The organism is Actinomycetospora atypica, assembly GCF_042653685.1.
Classification (GTDB): domain Bacteria; phylum Actinomycetota; class Actinomycetes; order Mycobacteriales; family Pseudonocardiaceae; genus Actinomycetospora; species Actinomycetospora atypica.
This window is the reverse complement of the sequence record NZ_JBHSIV010000008.1, coordinates 159899-177067: the sequence shown is the minus strand read 5'-3', so window position 1 is coordinate 177067 and position 17169 is coordinate 159899. Positions and strand designations below refer to the sequence as shown.

The following is a 17169-nucleotide window of genomic DNA, read 5'->3' as shown; positions in this document are numbered from 1 at the left end:
GTCGTCGGGAACACGGCGATGTGACCTGGAACCGGAAGAACCTCGGGGGCGTCGAGACCCTCGCCCCCTCGGCGAGCGTCTACCTCACCCCGGAGCGCCTGGAGGTCCAGCGCGTCGCGCGGGAGTTCGCCATGACCGAGGTGCTCCCGGTCGCCGACGAGCTCGACCCGCAGCGCGGCGAGATTCCCGACGAGCTCCTCGCGCGGCTCGCCGAGCTCGGCTACTTCGGCGTGATGATCGAGAAGGAGCACGGCGGGCTCGGGCTCGGCGTCTTCGAGTACACCCTGATCTGCGAGGAGCTGGCGCGCGCCTGGATGAGCGTCGCCAGCATCATCGCCCGCGGCAACGGCACCGGGTGCGCGGGGCGCCCCGACCTGATGGCGCGCAGCGCCCGCGGCGAGTGGATCGGCGGCATCGCCTTCTCCGAGCCGTCGGCCGGCTCCGACCTGGCGAACGTCGGCTGCACCGCGGAGCGCGACGGCGACGAGTACGTCATCACCGGGACGAAGCGGTGGGTCGGGCACGCCCTGCGCGCCGACTTCCTGCACCTGCTCGCCCGCACCCGCGAGCCCCGCGAGGGCCACGGCCGCTCGGACGGGCTGGAGCTGTTCCTCGTGGAGAAGGAGCGGGGGTCGTTCCCCGAGGGCGTGACCGGGACCCCGATCGACAAGATCGGCTACTACGGGCTGACGACCTGGGAGCTGCAGCTCGACGGGCTGCGCGTGCCGGCCGCCGCGCTGCAGGACACCGGCCAGGAGGAGGGCCAGGGCTTCAAGGAGAGCCTGCGCTGGCTCGGCCCGGCGCGGGTGCAGACCGCGGCGCGCGCCGTCGGGCTCGCCCGGGGCGCGGTGGAGGACGCGATCGCCTACACCCACCAGCGGGTCCAGTTCGGGCACCCGATCGCCGACCACCAGGTGATCCGGCACGCGATCGCCGACATGGCGGCCGACGTCGAGGCCGCCCGCCAGCTCTACATGCACGCGGCCTGGCTGGTCGACAGCGGCGCGGCCGACCGGCAGACCGTCGACGTCGCGACCTCCGAGGCCAAGCTCTTCGCCTCCGAGACCGCGGAGCGGGTGACCAGCCGGGCGCTGCAGATCTTCGGCGGCAACGGCTACACCACCGAGTACTCCGCCGAGCGGTACTGGCGCGACGCCCGCCTCACGACGATCTTCGAGGGCACCTCCGAGATCCAGCGCAAGATCGTCTCGGACGCCCTGGTCGGCCACTGAAACACTGGGGGACGTGCGCCCCCCGCCCTCGCTCCCGCCCCGCCTCGGGCTCGATCCGGCGCGGATGCGGCTGCCCGTGTCGAGCGAGTGGGCGACGATCCGCGACCACGTGGTGACCCGGGTGCCGCTGCCCGCGGCCGCCGTCGACGCGATGTTCGACGACGGCCGCTTCCACGACCAGGACGGCCCGCTCGCCCCCGACGCGCCGTACGTCAGCGGCGGGTCGGTCTGGTTCCACCGCGACCTCCCCGACGAGGCCCCGGTGCCGTTCGCGATCGACGTCGTCCACCGCGACGCCGAGGTGCTGGTGGCCGACAAGCCGCACTTCCTCGCGACGATCCCGCGCGGGCGCCACGTCCGGGAGACCGCGCTGGTGCGGCTGCGCGAGCAGCACGACCTGCCCGACCTCTCCCCCGCCCACCGCCTCGACCGCCCCACCGCGGGCCTGGTGCTGTTCGTCGTCGTCCGCGAACGCCGGGGCGCCTACCAGAACCTGTTCCGCGACCGCCGGGTCGACAAGACCTACGAGGCGATCACGCCCTACGACCCGGCCCTGCCGCCGCGGCAGATCGTGCGGTCCCGGATCGAGAAGGAGCGCGGCATCGTCACGGCCCGCGAGGTCGAGGGCGAGCCGAACGCGGAGACCCTCGTCGAGCTGGTCGACCACCGCGACGACCCGGTGCTCGGCCCGATCGCCCGCTACCGGCTCACGCCGCGCACCGGGCGGACCCACCAGCTGCGGCTGCACCTCGCCTCGCTCGGCGTCCCGATCCTCGGCGACTCCTTCTACCCGGTGCTGCACGACGTGCCGCTCGACGACTTCCGCGCGCCGCTGCAGCTCCTCGCCGCGCACCTGGCGTGGCCCGACCCGCGGACCGGGGAGCGCCGGTCGGTGTCCACCCGGCGGACGCTGCAGGCCTGGGACGATCCGGACGGCTGGCTGGCGGGTACCGCTGGTCCGTGAAACCCGACCCGCTCATCGTCTCGGCCGTGCTGAGCCCCGACGCCCAGGACGACATCGAGGCCCAGCGTCGTCGCTGGTTCCCCGCGGAGCGCCTGCAGGTCGGCGCCCACGTCACGCTCTTCCACGCCCTGCCCGGCGAGCGGCTCGAGGAGCTGCAGGCAGCGCTCGCGAAGCTGGTCGAGCGGCCGCGGCCGCCGCTGCACGTGGGCGAGCCGTTCAAGATGGGGCGCGGGGTGGGGCTGCGGCTGCAGTCGTCGGCGCTCGAGGGGCTGCGCGGCGCGATCGCCCGCCGCGTCGCCGACGACCTCACCGACCAGGACGCGCGGCGCTGGCGCCCGCACGTGACGATCCAGAACAAGGTCACGCCCGAGGAGGCGCGGCGCACGCTCGAGGCCGTCCGGGAAACGCACACCGAATACGACACCCACGTCGATGCGCTCGCCCTGTGGCACTACCGTGGCGGGCCGTGGGAGGCGGCGGGGGAATTCCGGTTCGGCGACGGTTGAGGCACCGGTGAGCCGGCTCCCGGTGGTGGCGGCGCCCATGGCGGGCGGGCCCTCGACGCCGGCGCTGGTCGCGGCCGTGGCGGCGGCCGGGGGCTACGGCTACCTCGCCGCGGGCTACCTCACCGCCGAGAGGCTGGCCGCGCAGATCGCCGAGCTGCGGGAGCGCAGCACGGCGCCGTTCGGCGTCAACCTGTTCCTGCCCGGGCCGCCGGAGGAGCGCGACGTCCGCCGCTACGCCCGCCGGATCGCCCCGGAGGCCGCGGCGCTCGAGGTGGAGCTCGGCGACCCCCACCCGTGGGACGACCCCGACGTCGGGACGCGGCTCGACGAGAAGATCCGGGTGCTGCGCGACGACCCGCCCGACACCATCAGCCTCACCTTCGCCCTCCCCGACCCCGACCGGCTCGCCGCCCTGCGCGCCACGGGCGCCCGGCTCACGGCCACGGTGACGAGCCCCGAGGAGGCCGCCGCGGCCGAGCGGCTCGGTCTCGACGGCCTCGTCGTGCAGGGCACCGACGCCGGCGGGCACCGCGGCATTCACGACGTGGGGATCGAGCCCTCCGACGTCGACACCCTCGACCTGCTCGTCGAGGTGCGGCGCCGGACGGGCCTGCCGGTGATCGCGGCGGGCGGGGTGCACGACGCCGCGGGGGTGCGGCGGGCCCTCGACGCGGGCGCGACGGCGGTCCAGCTCGGCACCGCGTTCCTGCGCACCGACGCGGCCGGCACCTCGGCCACCCACCGCGACGCCCTCGCCGACCCCGACGTCTCCGGCACCCTGGTCACCCGCGCGTTCACCGGCCGCCCCGCCCGGGCGCTGACCAACCGGTTCGCGGTGGAGCACGGGCCGCTCGCGCCGGCGGCCTACCCCGAGCTGCACCACCTCACCAGGCCGATCCGCGCCGCGGCGGCCGCCGCCGGGGACACGTCCCGGCTGCACCTGTGGGCGGGCGTGCACTTCCGCCGCGCGGACGACGGGCCGGCCGCGGAGGTCGTCCGCCGCCTGACGCCCTGACCGAGCGAGTTGCTACCGCCGGGTAGATCCGTGGTGCGTCCGACGCATCGCACTGGGCCGAGTCGGGTACCTCGCGCTCGATCACCGGGAGGTGGACCCATGGCCGACAGTGCCGATCCGAGCGACACGAGCAAGGCGGGCCGCGCGGGCGAACGACTCGCGGGTGCGGTGAAGAAGGCCGCGGGGAGCGTCGTCGGGAACGACGCCCTGCGCGCCGAGGGCGAGCTGCAGTCCGAGAAGGCCGACGCCACGAAGGAGGCCCAGCGCGCCGAGGCGCAGGCGGAGCAGAAGCGCGAGGAGGCCGAGGCCGAGGCCCGCGCCGAGGAGCTGCGCGTCGAGCGCGAGCGGCTCGCCGCCGAGGACACGCGCCAGGAGCGCGAGGAGCGCGCCGAGGCCGACCGGCAGACCGAGGCCCAGCGCGCCGAGGCCGAGACCGCCCGCAAGCAGGAGTCCGTCTCGCAGGCCACCCGGGCCCGCGAGCAGGAGACCCGGCGCGACGAGGTCGAGGCCGTGCGCGAGCGCGGCGAGGCCGAGACCCGGGTGCGCGACGAGGAGGCCCGCGCCGAGCAGGCGCGCGGGGCCGCCCGGACACTCGAGAAGGTCGAGGAGGAGCAGCGATGAGCAACCCCGTGTCAGCCGTGGCCGGACCCGTGATCTCCCTGGGATTCGGGGTGGCCCGCCTCCCCGTGGGTCTGCTCGCCCAGGTCACGGGCAACGCCCGCAACCCCGAGTGGGGTCCCGTCCTCGCCTTCGACAGCGTCGAGGCGGGAGTCCGGCAGGTCCTCGGGTCGCTCCTGGGCGACCCGGAGCTCGCGCGCACCGGCGAGGTGAAGGACGCGCGGGTCTCGCAGCGCACGGAGGCCGCCGAGCGCGACCAGGCCGCCCAGGCCCGCCGCGACGTCGCCGACCAGCGGATGCAGCACCGCCGCGAGCACGACCAGAAGGTCCGCGAGGAGGCTCGCGAGCAGGAGAAGCAGCAGAAGCAGAAGCTCGAGCAGGAGAAGAAGCAGCGCGAGCAGCAGGCGCGCGAGCGCGAGCAGAAGCGCAAGGAGGCGGCCGAGCGCGACGAGAAGCGCGCGCAGGAGGCCGCCGACCAGAAGGCGCACGAGGCGAAGAAGACCCGGGTCGAGGCCGAGAGCGAGGCCGTCGAGGCCGAGCAGAAGGCCGCCGCCCGCAAGGCCGAGGCGCTGAAGAAGGCCGAGGCGGCCGACGCCGCCAAGGAGCAGCGCTAGCACCCACCGGAGGGGGGCCGCGCACCGCGCGGTCCCCCTTCGCTGTGCCGTGACCCGGCCGGCGGGCGAGAACCCCGCCGGGCGGGTACGCAGTGATCATGCTGGCGATCGAGGACCACGCCGTGATCGGCGACCTGCGGACGGTCGCCCTCGTCGGCACCGACGCCAGCGTCGACTTCGCGTGCATGCCCGACTTCGACTCCCCCGCGGTGTTCTCGGCGCTGCTGACCGAGGAGGGCGCCGACGGCGGCCGCAGCGCCTTCACCGTGACGCCCGGGTCCCACTCGCGCACCAAGCAGCTCTACCTGCCCGACTCCAACGTCCTCATGACCCGGTTCCTCGACGTCGAGTCGGTCTCCGAGGTCGTCGACCTGATGGTGCCGCGCAGCGAGCGCACGGACGCCGGGAGCGGGGCGGGGCATCCCGACGACGACGGCACCTCGCGTCCGCTCGTGCGGACGGTCCGGGTGGTCCGGGGCCGGCAGGCCTTCACCGTCCGGTGCGCGCCGGCGTTCGACTGGGCGCGGGTCGGGCACACCGTCGAGCTGGTCGACGGGGTGGGCGCGGTGTTCGTGCCCGACGACGAGGCGGCCGGGCACCTGCTGCTGCGGTCCACGGTGCCGCTCGAGGTGGCCGAGGACGAGGGGGCGACCGGCCCGGCGGCCACCGCGTCGTTCGAGCTGGGCCCCGGCGAGCAGGCCGACTTCCTGCTGACCTGGCACGAGTCGCGGCCCGACCGGGGCAGCGTCCGCCCGGTGGGCGAGCACGAGGCGGACGGGCGCCGCGACGCCACCATGGAGTACTGGCAGCGCTGGCTCGCCCGCTCGAACTACTCGGGGCGCTGGCGCGAGATGGTCCACCGCTCGGCGCTGCTGCTCAAGCTCATGGTCCACGACCCCACCGGCGCCCTGATCGCGGCGCCCACCGCCGGCCTGCCCGAGGAGATCGGCGGCGAGCGCAACTGGGACTACCGCTACGCGTGGCTGCGCGACGCCGCCTTCACCTCCTACGCGCTGATGCGCCTCGGCTTCGTCGAGGAGGGCCGCGCGTTCCTCGCCTGGCTCGAGCAGCGGATGGCCGAGGCCGACGACACGGCGGGGCTGCTCCCCGTCTACACCGTCCACGGGGCGCCGCCGCCGGACGAGACCGAGCTGGGGCACCTCTCCGGGTACCGCGGGTCGCGGCCGGTGCGCATCGGCAACGCCGCCGGGTCGCAGCGCCAGCTCGACACCTACGGCGAGGTGATGGACTCGGTCTACATCGCCAACAAGGAGACCCCGATCTCCTACGACCTGTGGACCCGCGTCCGCAGCTCGCTCGACTGGCTCGACCGCAACCGGCACCTGCCCGACCAGGGGCTGTGGGAGTCGCGCGGCGAGCCGCAGCACCACACCTACTCGCGGGTGATGGTCTGGGTCGCCTTCGAGCGGGCGCTGCGCCTGGCGCGCCAGCGCGGCCTGCCCGCCCCGGTCGCGGCGTGGGAGCGGGCGGCGGCGGAGTCCTACGAGGAGGTCCAGCGCGACTGCTGGCGCGACGACCTCGGGACCTACACGCAGTACCCGGGCACCGACCAGGTGGAGGCCGGGCTGCTGATCCTGCCGCTGGTGAAGTTCTCGGGGCCGACCGACCCGCGCTTCCTCTCGACGCTGTCGCACCTCGAGGACGACCTCGTCGTCGACTCCCTCGTCCAGCGCTACCCCGCCGACGGCTCGGACGGCCTCGACGGCGGCGAGGGCACCTTCAACCTCTGCTCGTTCTGGTACGTCGAGGCGCTCACCCGCGCCGGGCGGCTCGACCGCGCCCGCAACGTGCTGGAGAAGGCCTTCACCTACGCCAACCACGTCGGGCTCTACGGCGAGGAGCTCTCGGCCTCGGGTGAGCACCTGGGCAACTTCCCCCAGGCGCTCACCCACCTCGGCCTGATCAGCGCGGCGGTGAACCTGGACCGGGCGCTGGGCTGACCGCCGCCCGGTCGCGGGCGGCGGCCCGGAACCAGGCGTCGGTCGACGGCCGGAAGAGCAGGACCAGCAGCGCTCCGTGGAGCGCCAGGCCGACCAGCGGGAGCAGGATCGTGTCGTCGACCAGGCCGAGGGCGGCACACAGCAGGGCGCCGAGCCCGGCCAGGACCGCGAGCAGCACCCGGGCGCCCGGGTGGCCCGCGCGCATCCGGGCGGCGGCCGCGATCCAGGTGCCCACACCGAGGGTGATCGGGACGCCGATCACGGCGACGACACCGACGGCGCTCGCGACGTCGGCGGTGGCCCCCACCATGAGGCCGGCCAGGCCGAGGGCCACGAGGCTGCCGACGATCCAGAGGGCCGCGTGGGTCATCGCGAGGCAGAAGGCGGCCGTGACCGTGCTCGGCCGGGGCGGCAGGGCGGGGAGACCCGGCGGCGCACCGCGGGGCGGGACCGGGGCTTCACCCGGCGTCCACGCGGGCAGCACCGTGGTGGCGTCGAAGGTGGAGTGGCGGCCGGAGTACGCGTCGAGAGTCATGTCAGGAAACTAACTCTGCGTACATCAACAGGCCAGGAAGATGCGGGAAATCGCGGCGTTCGGCTACTGTGCGTGGACTGCGCGGCACCCGTCCCCCTCGCCGGGGACGGGTGTGCGCATCGGATTCCGGCGCCCCCGCGCCGGGACTAGAAGTAGGTCTTGCGGCCACCCACGCCACGGCCGACGGCGCCCAGGATCGTCAGGATCAGGCCGATGACGGCGAGAATGATCCCGATGTACGTGACGATCTGAATGCCCAGCAGTGAGCCGACGATGATCAGGATGACGCCGAGGACGATCATGACTCTCCCTGTGTAGACCCGGCCGGACGGCCGGGAACTGCCATGTACCCCTGCGTCACGTGGATCACACACACTGCACCGCAATCACCGGACCGGGTGACGGCTCCGGTCACGAACCGCTGCGAGATGAGACAGAAGTGACGGACGTGACTCCGGCCGACGCCTGGACCACCCATGACGTGACGACGGTGTGGAGCGCACCGATCGCCGTCACGACCGACGACGACGACGCCTCGGTGCGCGTCGACCTGCACGAGGTCACGGCCCCCGAGGGCGACCGGTTCGACTACCCGGTGATCCACCTGCCGAGCGTCGCGGTGGCGCTCGTCGTGAAGGACGAACAGGTCCTCATGCTGCGCACCTACCGCTACCCGGTGGGGCGCTACGGCTGGGAGCTCCCCGGCGGCGGGGTCGACGAGGGCGAGGACCCCGCCCTGGCGGCGGCCCGGGAGGCCGCCGAGGAGACCGGGTGGCGGCCGGTCGGCGAGAGCCGCGAGGTGATCACGTTCGAGCCCCTGCCCGGGGGCGTGGCGACCCGGGTGCACGTGCACCTGTGGACCGACGCCGAGGAGAGCGACGAGCCGCTCGACCGGCACGAGCCCGGCGTCGCGCGCTGGCTGCCGCTGGCCGACGTGCCGGCCCTCGCCGCGGCCGGCGAGCTGCTCGGGGCGGGGACGCTGGTCGCGGTCCTCATGTACCTGGCGGCCCGCGGGCAGACGGGAACTGCTCACAGGCCGTAGGAAATACTAGGACGTCCTACTATCGTGGGCCGGGTATCCCAGCCCGGGACTTACCGACGACCGAGGGCGATCCGAACATGGCCGACTCAGAGCTGCACGTGCCGACGAACCCGATCCGCGTGGTCACCGCGGCGAGCCTGTTCGACGGGCACGACGCCGCGATCAACATCATGCGGCGGATCCTGCAGCGCCAGGGCGCCGAGGTGATCCACCTCGGGCACGACCGCTCGGTCGACGACGTGGTCTCGGCCGCGGTCGAGGAGGACGCGCAGGCGGTCGCCATCAGCTCCTACCAGGGCGGGCACGTCGAGTACTTCTCCTACCTGGTCGACCTGCTGCGCGAGCGCGGCGCCGGGCACGTCCGCGTCTACGGCGGGGGCGGCGGCGTCATCGTCCAGCGCGAGATCGACCAGCTCCACGCGCACGGCGTGGCCCGGATCTTCTCGCCGCAGGACGGCCAGCAGCTCGGGCTGCCCGGCATGATCAACACGATCATCCGGGAGTGCGACGAGGACCTGTCCGCGCGGGCGCCGTCGTCGTGGGACGGCCTGTTCACCGGCGAGCGCGCCGTGGTGGCGCGGGCGGTGACGATGGCCGAGGCGGGGGCGCTGCCCGCCGACGTCCGCGAGCGGGTCGACGCCGCGAACGCCGAGCGCACCGTGCCGGTCCTCGGGATCACCGGCACCGGCGGCTCCGGCAAGTCCTCGCTCACCGACGAGCTGGTCCGCCGCGCCCGGATGGACCGCGAGGACAAGCTCAAGGTGGCCGTCCTCGCGGTCGACCCGACGCGTCGTCGTGGGGGCGGCGCCCTGCTCGGCGACCGCATCCGCATGAACTCCCTCGGCGGGCCGGTGGCCTTCCGGTCGATGGCCAACCGCGGGTCGGGCACCGCGCTGCCCGAGCGACTCGGGGACGTCCTCGCGGTGCTGCGCGCCTCGGGGGCCGACCTGGTGATCGTCGAGACCCCGGGCATCGGCCAGGGCGACGCGGGCATCGTCGAGTTCGCCGACGTCTCGCTGTACGTGATGACGCCCGAGTTCGGCGCCGCGTCGCAGCTCGAGAAGATCGACATGCTCGACTTCGCCGACGTCGTCGCGATCAACAAGTTCGAGCGCCGGGGCGGCGACGACGCCCGCCGCGACGTGGCCCGCCAGATCCTGCGCAACCGCGACGAGTGGGGCGCGAGCTGGGAGGACATGCCCGTCTACGGGACCTCCGCGGCCACCTTCCACGACGAGGGCGTCACCGCGCTCTACGGCAAGCTCGTCTCGCTGCTCGGCGACAAGGGCCTGCCCGAGGGCGCCGGACACCTCGAGATCCCCGACACGACGGTCTCCACGTTCGCCGGGTCGGCCATCCCCGCCGACCGCGAGCGCTACCTCGCCGACATCGCCGCCACCGTCCGCGGCTACCACGCGCAGACCGAGGAGATGGTGGCCGCGGCCGGCCGCCGGGCCGCGCTGCGCCAGGCCAGGGAGGTCCTCGGCGACCGCGACGCGGGCGAGCTGCCCGTGGTCCTCGAGGAGGCCGAGCGCGCGCTGCCGCTCGAGGCGGCCGAGCTGATCGACGGCTGGGCGCGGACGAAGGAGGACTACGCCGGCGACGAGCTCGTCGTGCGCGTCCGCGACAAGGAGCTGCGCACCCGGCTCACCCGGGAGACGCTCTCGGGCTCGAAGGTCAACCGGGTCGCGCTCCCGCCGTTCACCTCCGACGCCGAGGTGCTGCGGTTCCTGCGCCGCGAGAACCTGCCCGGGCACTTCCCCTTCACCGCGGGCGTCTTCGCGTTCAAGCGCGAGGGCGAGGACCCGGCCCGCATGTTCGCGGGCGAGGGCGACGCGTTCCGCACCAACCGCCGCTTCCACTACCTCTCCGAGGACTCCGACGCCAAGCGGCTCTCCACCGCCTTCGACTCGGTCACCCTCTACGGCCGCGACCCCGCCACTCCCCCGGACGTCTACGGCAAGGTCGGCACCTCCGGGGTGTCGATCGCGACGCTCGACGACATGAAGGTGCTCTACTCCGGGTTCGACCTCACCTCGCCGACCACGTCGGTGTCGATGACGATCAACGGCCCGGCGCCGACACTGCTGGCCTACTTCATGAACACCGCGATCGACCAGGTCGTCGACACCTTCGTCGAGCGCGAGGGCCGCGACCCCTCGGAGGAGGAGCGCGCCGACCTCGTCGCGCACGCCGTGTCCGAGGTCCGCGGCACGGTGCAGGCCGACATCCTCAAGGAGGACCAGGGCCAGAACACCTGCATCTTCTCCACCGAGTTCTCGCTGCGGATGATGGCCGACATCCAGGAGTGGTTCATCGCGCACAAGGTGCGCAACTTCTACTCGGTGTCGATCTCCGGTTACCACATCGCCGAGGCCGGGGCGAACCCCATCTCGCAGCTGGCGTTCACGCTGTCGAACGGCTTCACCTACGTCGAGTCCTACCTCGCGCGCGGGATGTCCATCGACGACTTCGCCCCGAACCTGTCGTTCTTCTTCTCCAACGGCATGGACGCCGAGTACTCGGTGATCGGCCGGGTCGCCCGCCGCATCTGGGCCGTCGCGATGCGCGAGCGCTACGGCGCCAACGAGCGCTCGCAGAAGCTCAAGTACCACGTGCAGACCTCGGGCCGGTCCCTGCACGCGCAGGAGATGCAGTTCAACGACATCCGCACCACGCTGCAGGCGCTCTGCGCGCTCTACGACAACGCGAACTCGCTGCACACCAACGCCTACGACGAGGCCGTCACCACGCCCTCGCAGGAGTCGGTGCGCCGGGCGCTGGCCATCCAGATGATCATCAACAAGGAATGGGGCCTGTCGCTCAACGAGAACCCGCTGCAGGGCTCGTTCGTCATCGACGAGCTCACCGACCTCGTCGAGGAGGCCGTGCTCGTCGAGTTCGACCGCATCGCCGAGCGCGGCGGCGTGCTGGGCGCCATGGAGACCGGCTACCAGCGCGGCAAGATCCAGGACGAGTCGATGCTCTACGAGGGCCGCAAGCACGACGGGACCCTGCCGATCATCGGCGTCAACACGTTCCTGCCGCCGCCGGACGCCGAGGGCGAGGGGCCCAAGGAGATCGCCCTCTCCCGCGCCAGCGAGGACGAGAAGACCTCGCAGCTCCGGCGGCTCGACGACTTCCAGGCCCGGCACGCCCAGGAGTCGACCGAGGCGATCCGGCGCCTGCAGGCGGCCGCCACGGCCGGCGAGAACGTGTTCGCCGAGCTGATGTCGGCCGCCCGCGTGTGCTCCCTCGGCCAGCTCACCGACGCGTTCTTCGAGGTGGGCGGGCAGTACCGGCGTTCCATGTGAGTACTCGTGAGCACTTTCCGGGGCTATGGCCCCGGAAAGTGCTCACGAGGCCGCTAGGCCACCAACGCGGCCCCCAGCTTCTCGGCCGCCTCGTGGGCCTCGGCGCGCTTCTGCGCGGCCAGCGGGCGCAGCGACTCCATGGCCGGCACCACCTCGGCGAGGGTCAGCTCGGCCTCGACCACGGTGACGTCGGCGCCCCACACGTCGCCGAGGATGCGCACGAGCCAGCCGGTGCCGTGGTCCCAGCCCTCGCGGGGCGTCCCCGGGCCGTAGCCGCCGCCGCGCGAGGCCACGACCACCACGGGGCGGCCGGCGAGCGGGCTGGTGCCCGGCGCGAACCGCGGGTCGGTGATGAGGATGTCGATCCAGCTCTTGAGCGACGCCGAGATCCCGAAGTTGTAGAGCGGCGAGCCGATGACGACCGCGGTGGCCCCGACGAGCTCGTCGGCGAGCTCGCCCGCGACGGCGACCGCCGCGCGCTGCTCCTCGGTCCGCTCGTCCTCGGGCGTCGCGCCGGCGGCGATCGCCGCGGCCCAGGTGCTCGCCGGGATCGGGTCGCGCCCCAGGTCCCGGCGGACGACGCCGGTCCCGTCGTGGGTGTCGGCGTAGGAGCGCTCGAGGCTGTCGAGGACCTCCCGACTCACCGAGCCCTGCGTGCGGATGCTGCTGTCGATGCGGAGCAGGCTCATGACGACCTCCGGTGTGCTGCTGTCGAGACGTTCTGCCCAACAGACTATCTGTCACACAGATTCCCCGCGCAACGGCCTATCCTTCGGGGTGTGAGTACGCCGCGGCAGGTGGAGGCCGACCTGGGCTGGGCCCTCGGCCGGGTCGCGCGGGCCCACCTCCGCACGGCCCAGACCGTGATGGGCGGCCTCCCCGGTGGCCCGCGCGGCTACCAGGTGCTCGCCGCGGTGGCCCGCGGGGAACCGAGCACGCAGCTCGCCCTGGCCCGCAAGCTCGGCGTCGACCGCACCGTCATGACCTACCTGCTCGACGAGATCCAGGCCGCCGGCCTCGTCGAGCGCCGCCCCGACCCGGCCGACCGCCGCGCGCGGCGGGTGGAACTGACCGACGCCGGCCGGGCGCGGCTCTGCGATCTCGAGCGACGCCTGGGCGACGCCGAGGCCCACCTGCTGGCCCCGCTCGAGCCCGCCGAGCAGGACACCCTGCGCGGCCTGCTCGCCCGCCTCGCGGCCGTCGACCCCGACCAGGCCTCCGCCTGCCAGGTCGCCCAGGACATCGCGGCCTGCGACGCGGACGCGCCCTAGGGCACGAGCACGATCCGGCCGAACACCTCCCCCGCGTCCATCCGCCGGTGCGCCTGCGCGGCGTCGTCGAGCGGGAGGACGTCGTGGACGACGGTCGCCAGCTCGCCGCGGGCGGCGGCGGCGAACTGCTCGGCCGTCGCGGCCCGGAGGTCCGCGCGCGGAACGGTGTCCGCACTGAAGGTGCCGACCGACAAGGAGCGACGGAAGCCCGCGAGGAGCGCCGTGCCGAAGTCGGCCGGCGGCATCCCGCCGACGATGCCGACGAGGACCATCCGGCCGTTCGGCGCGAGCCGGCCGACGAACGACGGCACGTCGGGCCCCGCGACGACGTCGACGACGACGTCGACCTCGGCCGGGCCGCCGTCGCCGGCGCGGTCGAGGACGTCGGTCGCCCCCAGCACGCGCAGGCGCTCACCGCGTTCCGGGGACGACGTCGTGACGGCGACCCGGGCCGCCCCGGCCCGCCGGGCCAGCTGCACGGCCGCGATCCCGATGCTGCCGGCCGCCCCGCGGACGAGGACGGACTCGCCGGCGGCGAGGTGGGCCTGCGCCAGGGCGAAGTGGGCGACCGGCCCCGAGCTGCCCAGGGTCACGGCGTCGACCCCGCCCAGCCCGTCCGGGAGCGCCACCACGTCGGCGACCTCCGCGACGGCCTGCTCGGCGTAGCCCCCGCCGGTGCCGCAGAAGGCCCAGACCCGCCGCCCCACCCACCCCGGGTCGACCCCGTCGCCGACCGCGCTCACGGGGCCGGCGACCTCGCTCCCGGGCACGAAGCCCGGCTCGAAGCCGTACCCGGAGGCCGTGCCGCGCCGGATGACGGCGTCGACGCCGCCGACCCCCGCCGCCTCGACGTCCACGACGAGCTGCCCCGCGCCGGGCACGGGGGCGGGCCGGTCCACCAGGACCAGGCCGTCGGCCGGCGAACTCCCTGATCTCGATCGTCTTCACGGCGCCGGACGCTAACGGACGGGGGCGTCCGGTTGGCTAAGGTGAGAGCCGTGGGCGACGAGATGACTCGGGTGCGCCGGTCGGACGCCGTGGAGAACCGGTCCCGGCTGCTCGCCTCGGCCCGGGCGCTGTTCGCCCGGGACGGCCTCGAGGTGCCGATGCGCGAGATCGCCCGGGACGCCCGCGTCGGGCCGGCCACGCTCTACCGCCACTTCCCCACCAAGCAGCATCTCGCCACCGAGGCGTTCACGGCCGAGATGCAGGCGTGCCGCGCCGTCGTGGACGACGGCCTCGCCGACCCGTCGCCCTGGCGGGGGTTGTGCCGGGTCATCGAGCAGCTGAGCGTGCTGCACGCCCGGAACCTCGGGTTCACCGAGGCCTTCCTGGCGACCTTCCCCGACGCCGTCGACCTCGCCACGGAACGCCGGGCCGCCCTGGACGCAGTCGCGGAGCTCGCCCGCCGGGCCCGGGCCGACGGCGACCTGCGCCACGACTTCTCCCCGCAGGACCTCGTCCTGACCCTGATGGCCACCCGCGGCCTCGACGCCCTGCCCGAGGCCGCCCGGGCGTCGGCGTCACGGCGCCTGGCCGCCCTGGTGATCGACGGCCTGCGCTCCCCCGGGCGCGCGTCCGCCTGACGCGTCCCGCGATGCACCGTTCCGTGAGTTCGGTGTGTGCCTTTCGTCCGGGTCGGGTATCGCGGGACGCCCCGGCCAGAGAGGTCGACGGCGTGACGGGAAGGGGGCGGGGTGCACCACACGGTCGAGGTCTCGTTGCCGAGTGAGGCGACGGACGGCACGCTCAACACGCTGGCGAAGCTGGAGGGCGTGCTCTCCCTCTCCGTCGAGCGCGGCGCGGGCGTCAAGCCCGAGGGCGACGTGATCACCGTCCACGCCCTGAACCGCGCCATCGACGACGTCCTGGCCACGGTCGCCGACGCCGAGCAGTACGGCCCGATCGCGGTCGCCACGGGCGGCGTGAACAGCCTCGTCGCCACCGGCGCCCAGGGCGCGATCGACGACGACGCCGACGAGTCGCCGTGGGAGGAGTTCGAGCGCACCCTGCGCCACCACGGCCGGCTCTCGATGAACTACCTGCTCCTCATGACGATCGGCGGCGCCATCGCCGTCGCCGGGCTGCTGTCCCCACCGGTCCCCCAGGCCCTCGCGCTCGCCGCGTCCGCGATCCTCACCCCGGCCTTCGAGCCGGTCGGCGAGCTCGCCGCGGCCCTCGTGCGGCGGAGCACCTACGCGATCCGGCGGGCGCTCGTGTCGGTCGCCGTCGGCTACACGCTCATGGCCTTCGGCGGCGGGCTCGCCTTCCTCGTGCTGCGCGCACTCGGGCTCGCGTCGCCGAAGACCATCGCGAGCAGCGAGGGCATGCACCTCATCGTCGACCCCACCGCCTCGGACTGGCTGGTCGCCGCCGGGGGCGCCGTCGCCGGCCTGCTGATCATCACCTCGTTCCGCGAGGCCGTCCTGGCCGGAGCGCTCATCGCGCTCGCCCTGGTCCCGGCCGCCGGCGTCGTCGGGATGGGCATCGTCTCCCTCGACGCCGGGCTCGCCCTGGAGGGGCTGCAGCGGCTCGGGGCGGACGCCGCGCTCGTCGTCGTGCTGGGCGGGCTGGTGATCATCTTCAAGGACCGCTTCTTCCACCGCGGTCGACGTCCGCTGGCCTGAGGGGTGCGCTGCGCGCCCGTGAGCACTAGTCCGTGCCCTGGCACGGAGTAGTGCTCACGGGGCACGGAGCGCCACCTCCACCTCAGCCCGGCGACCGCAACGCGTCCAGCTCGGCGTCGAGGCCCTCGGCGAACCGGTCGAGACCCTCCTCGCCGCCGATCAGCCCGAGGTCGGCGTCGATCCCGAGCCGCACCCGCCCCGCGTAGGACAGGATCGAGACCCCGAGCCCGAGACGGGCCGAGCACGGGACCCAGAACATCAGGTCGCGGACGTGCACCGCACCGATGGTCAGCTCCTCGAGCGGCCCCGGGACGTTCGAGATGATCAGCGACCCCGCCCGGGCGTAGCGCGCGACGAGCTTCTGCGTGTGGGCGCGGGTGCCGAGTCCGGCCGCCGCGATCCCGGTGAAGCTGGCCAGCGCCTGGTTGGTGCGCTTGATCGTGGCCATCGTGTGGTGCATCCGCTCGATGCGCCGCGTCGGATCCGGTTCGTCGGTGGGCAGGGGCGGCAGCACGAGGCCGAACTCGTTGCCCAGCTCGACGGAGACGGGGCGGTCGAGCGGGCGCAGGTTGGTCGGCATCACCGCCCGCAGCCTCGGCACGTCGTCGCCGAGATGGCGGCGCAGCGCCCCCGCGATCGCCGCGCAGAGCACGTCGTTGACGCTGCCGCCCGCGGCCTTGCCCGCATCCTTGACGACGTCGAGCGGGACCTCGCGGGTCCAGCGCGCACCCTTGCGGACACCGGGCCGGCCCTGCAGCGGCGACGGCTTCTCGCGCGGCGGGCTGGCCAGCAGGGCGGCCGAGTTCCGGATCGCGCGGCCGGTCGCGCCGAGCTCCGAGGCCCCCTCCGGCGTGCGCGACCGCCGCACCGTCGCCCAGAGGGACGACACGCGCTCGCGGACCTCGCGCCGGAAGAGGTGGACGTCGTGCGCCGCCCGGCCCGGCTGCGGTGGGTCGACGTAGGCGGCGGGGGTCCGGGGGTCGGAGACCGGGTCGGCCAACGCGTGGAAGAGGTGGTTGAGCGCGACGCCGTCGGCGAGTCCGTGGTGGATCGCGACGTGCACCGCAGTCCCGTCGTACCCCGTGATCGCCTCGATCCGCCACCACGGCCGGTCGGTCGGCAGCGGGGTCGACATGAGCTCGCCGATCCGACGGGCCAGGGCCTGGTCGTCCCCGGGCGCCGCCAGCGCCATCGTCGTGACGTGAACGGTGAGGTCGGGCGGCGCGTCCACGAACCGGGCCGGCCCGAGCGGACCGGTGGGCCAGGTGGGCCGCTGGCGGAACCCCGGGTAGACGTCGACCCAGCGCTCGCGGACCCGCGCCCGGAGGTCGTCGAGGTCGACGACGCCGTCGCAGAACAGCAGGCCGTGCACGACCATCCGATTGGTGTCCTGCTCGAGCTGCAGCCACGCGGTGTCGATCCCGGACGCCCAGCGGTCCATCGTGGTCCCTCCGAAGTGTGAGGTACGCA

General features: G+C 74.1%; 16 protein-coding genes and 1 pseudogene. 12 read left to right on the top strand and 5 right to left on the bottom strand.

Features of this window, described 5'->3' with window-relative positions; all coding sequences use genetic code 11:
- The first annotated feature begins 20 nt into the window (after positions 1-20).
- The 7 genes from ACFPBZ_RS10295 (at position 21) to ACFPBZ_RS10265 (ending at position 6910) form a co-directional block, all read left to right on the top strand.
- Positions 21-1232, top strand: a complete 1212-nt coding sequence (locus ACFPBZ_RS10295) for an acyl-CoA dehydrogenase family protein (protein WP_378035946.1) — start codon at positions 21-23, stop codon at positions 1230-1232.
- A gap of 64 nt (positions 1233-1296) precedes the next feature.
- A complete protein-coding gene (locus ACFPBZ_RS10290; RefSeq protein ID WP_378035994.1) occupies positions 1297-2196 on the top strand; it encodes a pseudouridine synthase in 900 nt (299 codons plus the stop codon).
- Positions 2193-2702 (top strand): 2'-5' RNA ligase family protein, encoded by a 510-nt coding sequence (locus ACFPBZ_RS10285; protein ID WP_378035945.1) that lies wholly within the window; start codon positions 2193-2195, stop codon positions 2700-2702. Before ACFPBZ_RS10290 ends, ACFPBZ_RS10285 begins: the two co-directional genes overlap by 4 nt.
- 7 nt (positions 2703-2709) lie before the next feature.
- Positions 2710-3717 (top strand): nitronate monooxygenase, encoded by a 1008-nt coding sequence (locus ACFPBZ_RS10280; protein WP_378035944.1) that lies wholly within the window; start codon positions 2710-2712, stop codon positions 3715-3717.
- Positions 3718-3816: 99 nt separating this feature from the next.
- Positions 3817-4338, top strand: a complete 522-nt coding sequence (locus ACFPBZ_RS10275; protein ID WP_378035943.1) for a hypothetical protein — start codon at positions 3817-3819, stop codon at positions 4336-4338.
- A complete protein-coding gene (locus ACFPBZ_RS10270) occupies positions 4335-4949 on the top strand; it encodes a hypothetical protein (protein WP_378035942.1) in 615 nt (204 codons plus the stop codon). Before ACFPBZ_RS10275 ends, ACFPBZ_RS10270 begins: the two co-directional genes overlap by 4 nt.
- Positions 4950-5047: 98 nt before the next feature.
- On the top strand, positions 5048-6910 hold the full coding sequence (locus tag ACFPBZ_RS10265; protein ID WP_378035941.1) for a glycoside hydrolase family 15 protein: 1863 nt from the start codon (positions 5048-5050) through the stop codon (positions 6908-6910).
- Here the strand turns inward: ACFPBZ_RS10265 and ACFPBZ_RS10260 are convergent.
- Entirely contained in the window at positions 6873-7445 is a 573-nt protein-coding gene (locus ACFPBZ_RS10260; protein WP_378035940.1) for a hypothetical protein, read from the bottom strand. The genes ACFPBZ_RS10265 and ACFPBZ_RS10260 overlap by 38 nt on opposite strands.
- 146 nt (positions 7446-7591) lie before the next feature.
- A complete protein-coding gene (locus tag ACFPBZ_RS10255) occupies positions 7592-7747 on the bottom strand; it encodes a DUF6131 family protein (RefSeq protein WP_378035939.1) in 156 nt (51 codons plus the stop codon).
- A gap of 137 nt (positions 7748-7884) precedes the next feature.
- On the opposite strand from ACFPBZ_RS10255, the gene ACFPBZ_RS10250 reads away from it, so the two are divergent.
- Together ACFPBZ_RS10250 and icmF are read left to right on the top strand one after the other, a co-directional pair.
- Positions 7885-8487: an NUDIX hydrolase gene (locus ACFPBZ_RS10250; protein WP_378035938.1), complete on the top strand. Its 603-nt coding sequence runs from the start codon at positions 7885-7887 to the stop codon at positions 8485-8487.
- A 77-nt stretch (positions 8488-8564) separates the two neighbouring features.
- Positions 8565-11801: a fused isobutyryl-CoA mutase/GTPase IcmF gene (gene icmF / locus ACFPBZ_RS10245; protein ID WP_378035937.1), complete on the top strand. Its 3237-nt coding sequence runs from the start codon at positions 8565-8567 to the stop codon at positions 11799-11801.
- A 53-nt stretch (positions 11802-11854) separates the two neighbouring features.
- On the opposite strand, the gene ACFPBZ_RS10240 is transcribed toward icmF, so the two are convergent.
- Positions 11855-12490 carry an FMN-dependent NADH-azoreductase gene (locus tag ACFPBZ_RS10240; RefSeq protein WP_378035936.1) on the bottom strand — a complete coding sequence of 212 codons (636 nt, stop codon included), beginning with the start codon at positions 12488-12490 and terminating at the stop codon, positions 11855-11857.
- 90 nt (positions 12491-12580) lie between these two features.
- Here ACFPBZ_RS10240 and ACFPBZ_RS10235 point away from each other — a divergent pair, with 90 nt between their 5' ends.
- A complete protein-coding gene (locus ACFPBZ_RS10235) occupies positions 12581-13072 on the top strand; it encodes a MarR family winged helix-turn-helix transcriptional regulator (protein ID WP_378035935.1) in 492 nt (163 codons plus the stop codon).
- On the opposite strand, the pseudogene ACFPBZ_RS10230 reads toward ACFPBZ_RS10235, so the two are convergent.
- A pseudogene (locus ACFPBZ_RS10230) lies at positions 13069-14020 on the bottom strand (zinc-binding dehydrogenase). The gene ACFPBZ_RS10235 and the pseudogene ACFPBZ_RS10230 overlap by 4 nt on opposite strands.
- Before the next feature lie 50 nt (positions 14021-14070).
- Here ACFPBZ_RS10230 and ACFPBZ_RS10225 point away from each other — a divergent pair.
- Positions 14071-14658 carry a TetR/AcrR family transcriptional regulator gene (locus ACFPBZ_RS10225; RefSeq protein ID WP_378035934.1) on the top strand — a complete coding sequence of 196 codons (588 nt, stop codon included), beginning with the start codon at positions 14071-14073 and terminating at the stop codon, positions 14656-14658.
- Between the two features lie 111 nt (positions 14659-14769).
- Entirely contained in the window at positions 14770-15699 is a 930-nt protein-coding gene (locus ACFPBZ_RS10220; RefSeq protein ID WP_378035933.1) for a DUF389 domain-containing protein, read from the top strand.
- An 82-nt stretch (positions 15700-15781) separates the two neighbouring features.
- Here the strand turns inward: ACFPBZ_RS10220 and ACFPBZ_RS10215 are convergent, their stop codons facing one another.
- Positions 15782-17140 (bottom strand): wax ester/triacylglycerol synthase domain-containing protein, encoded by a 1359-nt coding sequence (locus tag ACFPBZ_RS10215; RefSeq protein WP_378035932.1) that lies wholly within the window; start codon positions 17138-17140, stop codon positions 15782-15784.
- Positions 17141-17169 lie beyond the last annotated feature (29 nt).

Excerpts from the sequence above, each read along its gene's own strand:
- ACFPBZ_RS10265 (WP_378035941.1), top strand. The coding sequence starts at position 5,048 with ATGCTGGCGATCGAGGACCACGCCGTGATCGGCGACCTGCGGACGGTC.
- ACFPBZ_RS10255 (WP_378035939.1), bottom strand. The coding sequence starts at position 7,747 with ATGATCGTCCTCGGCGTCATCCTGATCATCGTCGGCTCACTGCTGGGC.
- ACFPBZ_RS10275 (WP_378035943.1), top strand. The coding sequence starts at position 3,817 with ATGGCCGACAGTGCCGATCCGAGCGACACGAGCAAGGCGGGCCGCGCG.
- ACFPBZ_RS10260 (WP_378035940.1), bottom strand. The coding sequence starts at position 7,445 with ATGACTCTCGACGCGTACTCCGGCCGCCACTCCACCTTCGACGCCACC.
- ACFPBZ_RS10290 (WP_378035994.1), top strand. The coding sequence starts at position 1,297 with ATGCGGCTGCCCGTGTCGAGCGAGTGGGCGACGATCCGCGACCACGTG.
- icmF (WP_378035937.1), top strand. The coding sequence starts at position 8,565 with ATGGCCGACTCAGAGCTGCACGTGCCGACGAACCCGATCCGCGTGGTC.
- ACFPBZ_RS10215 (WP_378035932.1), bottom strand. The coding sequence starts at position 17,140 with ATGGACCGCTGGGCGTCCGGGATCGACACCGCGTGGCTGCAGCTCGAG.
- ACFPBZ_RS10270 (WP_378035942.1), top strand. The coding sequence starts at position 4,335 with ATGAGCAACCCCGTGTCAGCCGTGGCCGGACCCGTGATCTCCCTGGGA.
- ACFPBZ_RS10240 (WP_378035936.1), bottom strand. The coding sequence starts at position 12,490 with ATGAGCCTGCTCCGCATCGACAGCAGCATCCGCACGCAGGGCTCGGTG.